13 protein-coding genes are annotated in these 12,773 nt (G+C 38.5%); 3 read left to right on the top strand and 10 right to left on the bottom strand.

Going from position 1 to position 12,773, the window contains the following annotated elements; genetic code table 11:
- The first annotated feature begins 6 nt into the window (after nt 1-6).
- From DQ356_RS01790 to DQ356_RS01800, 3 genes are all read left to right on the top strand, one after another.
- Entirely contained in the window at nt 7-1,239 is a 1,233-nt protein-coding gene (locus tag DQ356_RS01790; protein ID WP_114302734.1) for a 3-deoxy-D-manno-octulosonic acid transferase, read from the top strand.
- A gap of 103 nt (nt 1,240-1,342) precedes the next feature.
- Complete coding sequence (locus DQ356_RS01795; RefSeq protein ID WP_114302735.1) at nt 1,343-1,810, top strand: lipocalin-like domain-containing protein; 468 nt, start codon at nt 1,343-1,345, stop codon at nt 1,808-1,810.
- Between the two features lie 12 nt (nt 1,811-1,822).
- On the top strand, nt 1,823-2,281 hold the full coding sequence (locus DQ356_RS01800) for a lipocalin family protein (protein ID WP_126723219.1): 459 nt from the start codon (nt 1,823-1,825) through the stop codon (nt 2,279-2,281).
- Nucleotides 2,282-2,432: 151 nt separating this feature from the next.
- Here the strand turns inward: DQ356_RS01800 and mnhG are convergent, their stop codons facing one another.
- From mnhG to DQ356_RS01855, 10 genes are all read right to left on the bottom strand, one after another.
- On the bottom strand, nt 2,433-2,789 hold the full coding sequence (mnhG, locus tag DQ356_RS01805; RefSeq protein WP_114302737.1) for a monovalent cation/H(+) antiporter subunit G: 357 nt from the start codon (nt 2,787-2,789) through the stop codon (nt 2,433-2,435).
- A complete protein-coding gene (locus DQ356_RS01810) occupies nt 2,786-3,073 on the bottom strand; it encodes a cation:proton antiporter (RefSeq protein WP_114302738.1) in 288 nt (95 codons plus the stop codon). The genes mnhG and DQ356_RS01810 overlap by 4 nt, the downstream gene beginning before the upstream one ends.
- Nucleotide 3,074: 1 nt before the next feature.
- Entirely contained in the window at nt 3,075-3,557 is a 483-nt protein-coding gene (locus DQ356_RS01815; protein WP_114302739.1) for a Na+/H+ antiporter subunit E, read from the bottom strand.
- The gene (locus tag DQ356_RS01820) at nt 3,554-5,068 is read right to left on the bottom strand and encodes a proton-conducting transporter transmembrane domain-containing protein (protein ID WP_114302740.1); all 1,515 of its coding nucleotides are present in this window, start codon (nt 5,066-5,068) and stop codon (nt 3,554-3,556) included. The genes DQ356_RS01815 and DQ356_RS01820 overlap by 4 nt, the downstream gene beginning before the upstream one ends.
- Nucleotides 5,065-5,418: a Na+/H+ antiporter subunit C gene (locus tag DQ356_RS01825; protein WP_114302741.1), complete on the bottom strand. Its 354-nt coding sequence runs from the start codon at nt 5,416-5,418 to the stop codon at nt 5,065-5,067. Before DQ356_RS01825 ends, DQ356_RS01820 begins: the two co-directional genes overlap by 4 nt.
- Nucleotides 5,419-5,865: a Na+/H+ antiporter subunit B gene (locus DQ356_RS01830; protein ID WP_114302742.1), complete on the bottom strand. Its 447-nt coding sequence runs from the start codon at nt 5,863-5,865 to the stop codon at nt 5,419-5,421.
- On the bottom strand, nt 5,849-8,155 hold the full coding sequence (locus DQ356_RS01835; RefSeq protein WP_114302743.1) for a putative monovalent cation/H+ antiporter subunit A: 2,307 nt from the start codon (nt 8,153-8,155) through the stop codon (nt 5,849-5,851). The genes DQ356_RS01830 and DQ356_RS01835 overlap by 17 nt, the downstream gene beginning before the upstream one ends.
- Nucleotides 8,156-8,856: 701 nt before the next feature.
- A complete protein-coding gene (locus DQ356_RS01845; protein WP_114302745.1) occupies nt 8,857-10,995 on the bottom strand; it encodes a S9 family peptidase in 2,139 nt (712 codons plus the stop codon).
- A 52-nt stretch (nt 10,996-11,047) separates the two neighbouring features.
- The gene (locus DQ356_RS01850; RefSeq protein WP_228420592.1) at nt 11,048-12,022 is read right to left on the bottom strand and encodes a phosphatase PAP2 family protein; all 975 of its coding nucleotides are present in this window, start codon (nt 12,020-12,022) and stop codon (nt 11,048-11,050) included.
- Nucleotides 12,015-12,743 (bottom strand): phosphatase PAP2 family protein, encoded by a 729-nt coding sequence (locus DQ356_RS01855; protein WP_114302747.1) that lies wholly within the window; start codon nt 12,741-12,743, stop codon nt 12,015-12,017. Before DQ356_RS01855 ends, DQ356_RS01850 begins: the two co-directional genes overlap by 8 nt.
- Between the last annotated feature and the right edge of the window lie 30 nt (nt 12,744-12,773).

Consider the following 12,773-nt stretch of genomic DNA (forward strand, 5'->3'; position numbering starts at 1 on the left):
AATATAATGCAGAGGATTTATAATATTTTCATCAGTTTAATGATTTTCGGAATGAAAATCGGAGCATCATTTAATTATAAACTGAAACGCGGACTTGCCGGCAGAAGGCAAAGCTGCGATATTCTTAAATCAGTTTTCTCAGAAACCGACCGTGTCATCTGGATGCATGCGGCCAGCCTTGGCGAGTATGAACAAGGACTTCCGGTATTGGAAAGTTTGAAAAATAAATATCCCGATTATAAAATTCTCATCACTTTTTTTTCACCTTCAGGATATGAAGTCGTGGCTAAAAAAAATACCATTGCAACTGCGGTGTGTTATCTTCCTTTCGACAAACCGGTTTGGATTAATGAATTTATTTCGAATTTCAAGCCCGTTATTTTTTTCACCGTAAAATATGAATATTGGTACAATCTGTTGCAGAAACTTAACAGAGATCAGGTAAAAATCTATGTGATTTCTTCGCTTTTTTATGAAAGACAAATCTTTTTCAAACCTTATGGTAAATGGTTTGTGCGCCAACTGAGGAAAAATGTGGACTGGTTTTTTCATCAGACCAATACTTCCTATGCTTTAGCGAAAACCATCAAACTTGATCAGTCGTCCATTTCCGGAGACACCAGATACGACAGGGTTCGACAGATAAAAGAACGAGATCCTCATGTTGATTTTATTTCTGAATTTAAAGGGAAAAAACCATTGTTGGTCTTCGGCAGTTCGTGGGAAACGGAGGAAGAAATTGCCGTGATCGTTTCTGCAAAATTACCAGAATTGAAAATTATCATCGCCCCTCATGACCTGAAAAGAGTGGAACATCTTCAACATCTTTTTCCGAATGCGGTTTTATATAGTGAAACAACCTTTGATCAACTGGACGTTCAGGTGATGATTATTGACAGTGTCGGTTTGCTTTCTAAAATATATGCTTATGCTGATCTTGCGTTCGTAGGCGGAGGTTTTCATTCGGCCGGACTTCACAACATTCTGGAAGCGGCCACCTTTGGAACTCCCGTCCTTTTCGGAAACCGATACCAAAAAAATCCGGAAGCTGATGACCTCATCAGGAATAAAGGAGGTGCTTCGTTTATCGATGAAAACTATGCTGCCGATTTTATTCTAAAAATTATGAACGACAAACAATTATTGGAAGAAATGGGAAAGAATGCCGGTGAATTTATAAATGCGCAACCCAATTCTACTGAACTTATCATGAAAAAAATCACTTCAGATTTGGGATAAAAGGTGAAAAGGCTATTATTCTTTGGAAAAAAGCAAAAAGTTTCAGAAAACGCTCTTGTTACGTCGGGAAAAATTTTAACTTTACCATCTTATTCAATTTAACATGAAAAAAATATTATTTTTTACAATGATGGCGGGAATGCTGATGACAGTTTCTTGCAGAAATGACGAAAAGGAGGAGGAAGTAACCTCAGTAATCGGAAACTGGAAAGTTCAGAAGATGACTGCGAAAGGAACCTTTACCTCCGGAGGTTTTCCAATTCCCGTTCCTAATACATCATCGGAATCCGCATGCGTAAGAGATTCAAAACTAGATCTGAATGCAGATAAAACCGGATTTGTCCTCCTGAAACAGGATATTACCGGTCCTTGTGAGGAAATTGGAAATGACAACTTTACATACGCCTACGATCCTGATACTAAAACTATTACTGCAAAATACAATGGATCTATCGAAGAATTCACCGTATCCCATCTTACCAATAACGAAATGACTCTTAAACAAGTGACTGCCATAAGTACGCCTCAGGGAATTTTTAATGGAGAAATAACGCTTAATATGAAAAAATAATTGTATTTAAAAATGAAAAAGATAATTTTATTTTTTGCAGGAATGTTGTTGCTTACAACACTGAGCTGTGACAATGAAGACCCGATTGTATATCCTGAAGTTACCGGCGTATGGAAACCCGTACAAATGGTAAAAACAGTAGTGAATAATGTGAACGCACCTACTTCCGAAACTTTCTTGTACGGCGACTGCCAGCAGGAATCCCGATGGGAATTCCGGGAAGACGGAACCGGTAAAATATTGTGGAGAGTACAATTGAATCCAACTTCCTGCACCACGGCTTTTGAGCAGAATCTGCAATACGATTATAATAACAGCAATGGTGATATTGTTATCAATTACATTACGCACCAGGAAAGAGGCAAAGCGATGGACATTACTGAAACCAGCATGAATTTGAAAATAGAAACGATAAATGCTGACACTCAGGTGTATGAATCTCAGGTGTATACACTTGTAAAGGTTCAGTAAATTTACTTAATAAAAACAAACAAAAGCTCTGTCGTATTGGCAGAGTTTTTTGTTTTTGAAACTAAACATTTAATATTAATGAATCGTCTTTTTGTATAATTTTAAGTACGCTTATTCATTAATTTTCTGATTTACAATGTATTCCTTTGATTCAATCATTCTCCACATCATCTTCTGTGACTTCTTCTCTGTCATATCCTTTATCTTCAACAAAAGGGGTGTTGACCATTTTGATTCCGCTAACAAAAGCTGTTCGGGAGATCATAAAAGCGGCTACCGGCGAAGTGATAAACAAAAAGAAAATAATGGCAAAAACCTTAGTCGAAACCGCAAAATCATAAAAATAAAATGCAACTGCACCAAGAATGCATCCCACACCTAAGGTACCAGCCTTCACTGTGACAGTGAGACGCATATAAAAGTCCGGCATCCGATAAATTCCTAAAGCGGCTATCAATATAAAAATAGCTCCCAGCGTACATAAAATTATTATTACCCACTCACTCATTTGTTCTTTGTTTTATTACTTTCTCCTTTATCCAGATAATAAGAAAAGGCGATTGTACTTAAAAAGGCTATTAGCGCCAAAATCATCGCGACATCCAGAAAGGATTCATTGTCATATAGAATACCAAATATTCCTATCAATCCTACGCCTGAAGTGATGATCAGATCAATCGCCACTACTCGATCCACCACTTGTGGACCCTTCAAAAAACGCAGGAATATAATGAAGAATGCCAGACAAATAATCGGCAAGGGCACATACAGCAAATATTCATGAACAGACATATTATCGTATTACTTCAATTAATTTTTTCTCCAGTCCGTTTCTCATTTTTTCTGCAAATTTCTCTTTATCCTTCAGATTGAAACTATGGATGTAGAGATATTTTTTGTCCGGACTTATATTCAGAACCATCGTTCCTGGCGTTAAGGCAATAAGATTTGAAATCATCGTAATTTCAAAATCAGATTTCAGGCTATGCTCAAAAATTACCACCGCCGGATTCAATTTAAATCTGGGGGTCAAAATTTCTTTTGTCACTTCTAAATTAGCTCTGATCATATCATAAAAGAAGTAGATGCAAAATAATAAAAGTTTGGGTACTTTGTAAAAATATCCTTTTTCTTCAATGGTTCCGGTTCTTGTTAGCATCCACAAAATCGCAAACCCCAGCAGAAATCCGAAAAGAGAGTTGACATAGTTCAAATGGCCGGTGAGCGCAACCCAAACCAGGGAAAGTAATAAGTTAAGTAAAAAATTCTTTATCATTTTCCGTAATTTCCGTTTAGTACCGCATCTATATAAAGATTCGGATTCATGAGTTCAACTGCTGTTCTTTGTGACAGATCATAAAAATATCCTGCATTCAATCCTAGTGATAAAGATACCAAAGAAAGTGCAGCTACCGGTGCAACCAGTGCCGCTTTTTCATAAATGGAAAGCCGTGCAAACCGGTCGATTTCCTTGGTCAAAGGCTTGGGAGATTCTTTCCAGAATACTTCAGACCACATCTTGGCTAAGGCATATAAAGTGACAAAACTAGCAAAAATAAAAGCACCCAAAAGTATATAATGCTGGCTACGTAAAGATTCTCCGAAGAACTGTATTTTTGGCCAGAATCCCGACAAAGGTGGAATTCCGATCAGTGAAAACATGGCAATTGCAATGACCAAAGACAATTTCGGATAATCCTTATACAGTCCGCCCAACCTTGTCATATCAATTGTTTCCCGTATTTTTTGAATAATTCCAGTTATCATCAGCAAATTACTTTTGACAATGACATCGTGCATCAAGTAAAATATAACTCCCACAATGGCGATTTCGGTATAAAGTCCGATTCCCGCAATCAAATATCCGATGTGACAAACAATCAGATAAGAAATAAGTCTACGGATACTGCGTTTGTTGATAGCACCCAAAGCTCCGGTAATCATCGTCAAAATGGCAATAACGATGAAAACATTCTGCATAAATTCATCAAGCTGAAATATCAGCGTAAAAGTTCTCAGCATCGCATAAATCCCCATTTTGGTAAGCAACCCGCCAAAAATAGCGGCAATGGCCGAGGGTGGTGTATGATATGAAGAAGGCAGCCAGAAATACAAAGGAAAAATGGCAGATTTAATTCCAAAACCTGCGAAAAACAATAAAGCCGTCACCGACACCAACCCTTGGTTTACGTTATTTATTTTTACAGCAAGATCAGCCATGTTCAGCGTTCCGGTAATTCCATAGAGGATACCAATAGCTGTCAGGAAAATAATGGATGCCAGCATATTCATGGTCACGTATTTGATCGCGCCTTCCATCTGAAGTCTCTTTCCACCCAGTGTCAAAAGTACGAAAGACGATATAATGACCACTTCAAACCAAACATAAAGATTGAAAATATCGCCTGTCAGGAACGAACCCAGAAGTCCCATGACCAAAAAGTGAAATATCACGAAATATCCGTATTTGATACGGCTCGGATTAATGGCGACTGTCGAATAAATTCCAACCGCCAAACTGATGATGGCCGTCAAAACTACCATAATCGAACTTAATGCGTCTGATACGAAAATAATCCCGAACGGCGCTTCCCAGCTTCCCACCTGCACAATCAAATAGCTAAATTCCTCTGTAGCCCAGAACAACCGCAGACAGAGAAGGAAGGCCAAAAAATTTCCGATGACACTGATTACTTTTTGCGCAGCAATGTTTCGCCAGAAAAAAAGCAGAACAATTGCCGTCAACATGTGCAATAATATGGGGGCAAGTATGAAGTTCGTAATCATATGTCTAAATCCTGAATATTTAGCGAATCCAAATCATCGGATCCTGTTGTGGCGTACACTTTTTTCAGTAAAATGACCGCAAATGAATTCAAAGCAAAACTGATGACAATTGCCGTCAAAATCAATGCCTGAGGAACCGGGTCGGCATAGGCACTCGTAAATGTCTTTTCTGCTTCGTCAATAATCGGTGGTTTTCCTTTTGTAAGGCCTCCCGTCAGGAAAATCAGAATATTAGCTCCGTTGCCTAATAATAAAAGTCCCAGAAGGAGTTTTACCATACTTCTGCGGAGCATCAGGAAAATTCCGGAGGCATAAAAGATACCCACAAGTAAAATCAGCAATAACTCCATCTAAACATTATCTTTAATTGTAAACAAAATCGTAAGTGTAACACCCAATACCACTGTATACACACCGATATCAAAAAACAACGCGGTTCCCACCGAACCAATAACCGCGATGGGTTCTTCTAGCCATAATCCTGTAAAAAAAGGTGCGCCGGTAAAAACGGGAATCAAAGCGCTCACCAAGCAAATTGACAATCCGACCGGAATAAGGGTTTTAGGCGAAAACCGGAACAAGGCCAGCGTAACTTTAGTCGTATGGGCAAAAGAATGCAACACGAAGGCAATCGAAGCAATCAATCCACCCACAAATCCACCACCCGAAAGGTAATGGCCTCGCAATAAAACAAATATAGAAAACATCAGCAACAACGGTATCAAATAATTTGTCGCCGTTTTCAAAATAATTAAGTCAAATGTTTTTGACTTCTGTCGGTTAGTCGGCCTCTTCATTGATTCCTCTGTATTTTAAAATTCCATAAACACCTAATGCAGCAATAGACAAAACAACGGATTCGATTAAAGTATCAAATCCCCTAAAATCCACCAAAATCACATTAACCACGTTCTTCCCCTTTGCCAAGATATAAGCGTTTTCTGCATAAAAATGACTGATTTCCTTGCTGGCTGGATACACCAGCGACTGCAAAGTAATGAGCATAATTAAAGTACCAAAACTCAATGAAATCACGGCATCACGGAAAATAATTTTTTTATTTCTGAATGGAAGAAATCCTGGTAGTTTGAACAAAACCAAAACAAATAAAACCACCGTCAGCGTATCGATGGCGAACTGTGTCATCGCCAGATCGGGCGCACCATAAAACACAAAAATCAGACAGAGACAGTATCCGATAACACCCAGACTCGCAATTGCGGTCAACCTAGAAGTCGTTTTGAGCGTGTAAAAAATAGAAACCAGAATAATGATAAAAAACGTTAATTCGTAAATACTGAAACCCGATAAATCTTCTGTAATCAATTGTAAAGGAACCGTAGTAATCAAACGGTAGCCCACCAATCCGGTTATGAATAGAATAATCACAATCAGATAGTTACGCAGATAACCATTGTGCATCAATCGAGTATAATTAAATGCAAATTTTTTGAAAAACTCACCAAACGATTCCGTGAGACTTTGTGGAGAAACGGGTTCGAGCTTGAGAACATTTTGTAGTGGCGTACGCAAATAGCGATTGAACACAAATAAAAACAAACCGAAAATAATGGTAAAGATCGAAAGTATCAGCACCGTGTTGAATCCGTGCCAAAGCTTAAGATAAAGTTCAGTTTCTCTGACTGCAATTGATGTAAACGCATGATTCAGAATACCATCGTCTGCCAGAAAAGGGAAAATCCCAAAAATCAAAGTCAACAAACTTAAAATCACAACCGGCAACCAAAGAAAAACTGAAGGTTTGTGCAGGCGTGAAGGTTTTTGTATCGGTTCTCCCAAAAAGGGTTTTACACCTGCCAGAAATCCTGAACCAGCCAATAAAACATTGGTAGTAACTGCGAAAATAGTTAGGTAGACGCCCCATTGAGGGAAATTCAATGTAGATTCATAAATTAAATCTTTGCTGATGAATCCAAAGGTAAGCGGTACGCCGGCGCTCGACAAAGCTGCAATAAAAGCTGCAATCGCTACCACAGGCATATATTTTCCTAAGCCCGTAAGTTTTGTGATATCACGTGTGTGAACAGCGTGATCAATTATCCCCGCCGTGAGAAACAAAGTCGCTTTGTAAAGGGCGTGTACCAATATAAAAGTTACGGCCGCATAAAGGGCGTAATCGGTTCCGATGCCCAATAAAAAAACAATGATTCCTAATGCGGAAACCGTGGAATAAGCCAAAATCTCTTTGAGATCTGTTCGGAAAATACTGTGAAACGCGCCGTAAATCATGGTAATTCCGCCAACGATCATCAGTGTATTATTCCAAATATATCCATCACTCAAAATGGGTGAAAACCGGGCCAGAATATAAATCCCGGCTTTTACCATGGTCGCCGAGTGTAGATAAGCTGAAACAGGTGTTGGAGCTGCCATCGCGCCGGGTAACCAGAAATGAAAAGGAAACTGAGCAGATTTTGTAAAAGCGCCTCCAAAAATAAAAATCAGAATCAGGATATACATTGAATTATTCTGCAATATTTCGCGCGAACTCATCAACTCCTGAATCGAAAAACTGCCGGTGATATTGGCGATCAGCAAGAATCCGGCAAGCAACAAAAAACCACCCAGCCCTGTAATGGCAAAAGCCGTCATGGCACTTTTCCGTGAGCTTTCTTCTTCGTTGTTAAATCCAATCAGGAAAAAGGACGTGATGCTGGTCAGTTCCCAGAACATGAACACCGTCATCAGATTGTCCGACAAAACCAAACCGAGCATAGAGCCCATAAACAGCGTCAGATAACAATAAAACCGGTTGAGGTAGTGCGCATTTTTGAGGTAATCCGAAGCATAGAAATAAATCAATGTTCCAATTCCTGTAATGAGCAGGGAAAAAAGCATGGACAGCCCGTCCAGTTTAAAGTCCAGATTGATTCCCAGCGAGGGAATCCACTTGTAATGCAGGAGCAAACTGCTTTCCTCCTGGAGATTCATCATAAAATATCCAAAATATAAAAACAATATCAGCGGAAAAATCGCCAAAAGCCTGTAATATTTGGGACGGAATGAATTCCCCGAAAAAAGAATCAGAAATGCGACGACAAAAACGGTTATTAAGATACCTATCATAAAGGTTTTTGTTTCAGTGTTCGTAAAAATACGAAAATCGACCAAATCTAACGCTCTTCATAACACTAAAATCAGAGAAAATTTCAGAAAATAATTAGAACAATTATCTTTTTATTTCTAGATATTTTTCTTTTGGCACTAGTTTCCAAAATGTTGTAGCACCTGAAGCACTTGAATTTAGATTTTTGAAATTAAATAAAATAAACAAAAGCTCTGTCGAATGGCAGAGCTTTGTGTTTTAAAGCTAAACAGCAATTATCAAACTTTTAAAAAATTTTCGTCCAAATAAAGAAAATAAAAAGAATAGAACCTAAGTTGAAAGCTAAGCCTAAAATATATTTCCTGCTTGCCTTTTTCCTATTTTGTGTCGAATCATTTTTCTTAAAAAGCATGAAACAAAGCAATACAATATTAGCAGTGAACGGCAATACAGACAAGATCTTAAAATCTGCATTTAAAAACCCTCTTCTGAAGAGAAATTCCAAAATATAACCTAAGAGAAAAAGAAAAAAGATAATTTCATTGATATTGTTTTCAATCTTAGTTTTATTTAAAATTGACTTAACCATAAACACAAGTTGTGAATTCGTAAATCATAATAGCAAGACCTACTCATGATAATAGAATTAAATCTCACCAAACATATCAAATTTAATTCACTTTTACAAATATGGCTAGTAATAATATTAATTTGTTTCCTATTATTTTAGATGTTCATTAAAATAATCCGTCACTTTCTGCATCAAATGTACTCTGTCTTTTCCTAAAACATTATGTGCATGGCCGGGATACACTGCATAATCCACCTGAACACCGGAATCGACAGCTGCTTTCAGAAACTTTATGGAATGCTGCCAAACGACTACATCATCCTGAGCACCATGAATCAGCAATAATTTTCCTTTCAAATTCTGAACTTTATCCAACAGATTGCTCCGGGAATATCCTTCAGAGTTTTCTTCCGGTGTATCCATATATCTTTCGGTGTACATAATTTCGTACATATTCCAATCGATAACAGGTCCACCTGCAACTCCAGCTTTGAAAACATCAGGATGACGAAGCATCAAACTTGTGGCCATGAATCCGCCATAGCTCCAACCATGAACGCCCATCCGTAGCGAATCCACATAAGGTAAAGATTTAAGATATTCTACTCCTTTCAACTGATCTTGCATTTCAACCGTTCCCATATCCCGGAACACCGCTTGCTCGAATTTCATACCGCGGTTGCTTGATCCTCTTCCATCCATCGTGAAAACGATGTAGCCGTTTTGCGCCATATATTCATACCAAAGATTGCCTGAAGCCGGAAATGCATTGGTAATCAACTGTAAATGAGGTCCGTTATAGAGGTAAACGATAACCGGGTATTTTTGGTTCGGATCAAAATCAGTAGGAAGAATCAATTTTCCATAAAGCGGCGTACCGTCATCTGCAGAGAGTACAATATTTTTCACTTCCGGCCGCTGATAGTTTTTCAGGGTGTTTTCTGAAGTCAGAATATTGGTGCTTTTCAGTGTTTGGGTATTAATAAGGTTAACAACTCGTGGTGAATTTGCATTGCTATAACTGTCATAAAGCCAGTTGCCATCTTTACTTAGAACGCCCGTGTGTACGCCTTCCGCTTGATCCAAACGCTGTATTTTGTAATTATTCCAGTTCACGCGATACAAATGTTTTTCCAGAGGAGTTTCTTTAGTCGCTGTGAAATAAATATCTTTTTTCTTTTCATTAAAACCTAAGAAATCCGTCACCAGCCATTCTCCTTTTGTGAGTTGCGAGACCAGTCCTTTTTCTAAATGATAATGAAAAAGATGATTGAAACCGGTTCTCTGACTTTGCCAGATGAAATCTACCGATGAATTTGGGAAAAATATCAACGGATGCTGAGGTTCCACATATTTATCATTTTTTTCTTCAAAAACAGTTCTCATTAAATTTCCGGAAACGGCATCATACTGATTCATCTGAAGGTGATTCTGCGCACGGTTCAGCACTCCTACAAAAATCGACTTGTTATCCGGATTCCAGGTAACTGCGGTTAAATATTGTTCCGGATCGCCTTCTATATTGAGAAATTTCGTTGATGCAGTTTTAATATCATAAACACCAAGAGTCACTTCATGGGATTTGGAACCGGCCATCGGATACTTAATATTAACATTTTTTGCCGGCGTCACACTCCAGTCAATCACGGGATAATCCGCTACCATGGTTTGATCCATTCTATAAAAAGCAATTTTCTGATAATCCGGAGAAATAAAAATGCCTTCACTGATGCCAAATTCCTGTCTGTGTACCGCTTGTCCGTTCACTATATTTTCATCCTGATCGGAAGTAATCGCAACAGATTTTCCATTTCTGTTCAGATAAAGATTATTATTTACGGTATAAACCCACGTTTCTTGATCGCCGAGTAACTGAATATTGGCGGCATCTTCAGGAAGTTCTATCGTTTTTTTTAAGTTCCAGATTTTTCCAGATTTCTCCCACCAGAAGAGATTATTTTTTTGTTGATAATATCCTTTGTTTCCCGAAATAAATTTCATGGGTGGAAGCGCGCGGAGTTTTTGATCCTGACTCAATTTGCCGTTGATCTGATACAATGAGATCAATGTATCCGGTTTTCCTGTTTTTAAATCTGTAATTATATAGCCGTTTCTGACACTCTGAAGATGTGATTTTCCGTCTTCTGACCAAGAGAATTGTGTAATATTTTTTACCGCAAGATTGCTCCGGAGCCCGTTAACGGCTTCAGCCATTGTGAATTTCTGATTTTGAGCCAAGATCCAGCTGCTGGCTAACAGAAATAATAAAGTAAATTTTGAGAATTTCATTTGAGAAAAAAATTTCCTCAAAAATAAGAAATAAATGTTAAAGAATGTTAATTTAAAACTGAATATTAACGCCAACCGTTTGGTAACCATAGACCGAAGAAGCGGCAACACTGATTTTGTACTGGCTTTTTTGTGCCATATTTTTTCCGGATTTGGTAATGCGTGACGCTGCAATATTTTTCCCGATGAGATATCCGATGAAAATAGCGATCGGATAATCCGCAGCCCAATGCACCCTGCTTTGCATCATTTCAAAACTCATCAATCCTAACAAAGTATATCCGACAGGTTTCAACCACTTTTTTTCGGGATAATTTTCCGTTAAAACCGTAAGTGCTGCCATCGCCGTAGTAAGATGTCCGGAGGGCATGGCATCATACCGCGAAGTATCTTTTTGATAGGCAGAAAAGCTCGGTGCAAATTTCCAGTAACTGTGTTCCCTGCCGTCACCAAAAGTGATAAAAGGACTTTCTCTTCCGGTAATTCTTTTCAGCGGCTGAACAAATAAACCGGCCTGTGCAATACTTTCCAACAATTGTAAAGCGGTACTTTGAGAACGGTAATCGTTCTTCAAAAAACCATAAGTTCCCAAACCGGCACTGATCAGAATCACCGTCGTTCCGTTTCCAATAAAATAAAGAGCAGAAGCTGCATCTGCAGGAACAATTTCCAGAAATCCGAGTTTATTGTATTGGTGATCTTCATTTAAGCCAAGCGATTCACCAAAATTTCTGCTTTCTTTTATCAGCCAAGGATCTGCGGGAATCAACGCCAAAGTGGCTCCTACTGCTGCCAAGCCGAATGGATAATAAGGCTTTGAAACAAAATCGGTAGCCGTTGCAACAAAATTTCTTGGAATTTTATTTACAGCATCCCAAACCCTTGGTTTTTTATAAACGAAAGTTTCAGTTTCCGAAATCTTATATTCCTGAGTATCAACTATTGCTTGTGTTGAATCGATAGATTGTTGACTATAGAAAAAAGCAACAGCGAAAGAAAACAGAAAAAAGTAGAGTTTTTTAATCATGTTCAGGAGACAAAGTGTTTGAATGATATACCACACCATCAAATGGATCGGTGGTAGATTTCGGTTTATTCCATTTGTATTGGTGAGTCCAATAGGCGAGTCTGGCAGAAAGAATTCCTAATCCTGCTCCAAAAAGCACATCGGAAATATAATGTTTGTTATTAATCATCCTCATCACACCGACACCGGAAGCAACTCCGTAAGCTGCATAAGGAACCCAGGGATGATGCTGTCCATATTCGATGGAAACCAATGCCGCACCTGCGAACGCATTGGCGGTATGCCCGGAAGGAAAAGAATAAGCAGAACCATCGGGCCGCTGATGATTCAACGTGCTTTTCAATAGATGAATCATCCCTAAATTCATAATCTGTGCTTTAATGATAATGGCGGTTCTGTTCTTCCAGTCCGTTCTCGGCGTCATTCCGATCCATTCAAAAGCATACAATCCGGCAAAAGGTAAAAATTGGGCATAATCGTCTACGGAATTCTGATATTCTGAAAATCGCCTTGCACCGTTGGCCATTGTCTCCTTTACATCTTTTTTCCCATTTCCGTCTGATACGGCACCGGCGAACATCAGAAGTACAGGAAGATAGGTTTTATTCTTATCAAATTTATAGCGAATATCTTTCGGAATATGGACTGAATCTGACAGGGATTGTCCGAACGTTTTGCTAAAGAGGAGCAAGCCCAAACAACAGAGTATGAGAGTTTTCATAGTTTTTTTGCAAATCTAATGAAAATTAAT

The sequence above is a fragment of the Chryseobacterium lacus genome (assembly GCF_003336205.1).
GTDB classification, from domain to species: Bacteria; Bacteroidota; Bacteroidia; order Flavobacteriales; family Weeksellaceae; genus Chryseobacterium_A; species Chryseobacterium_A lacus.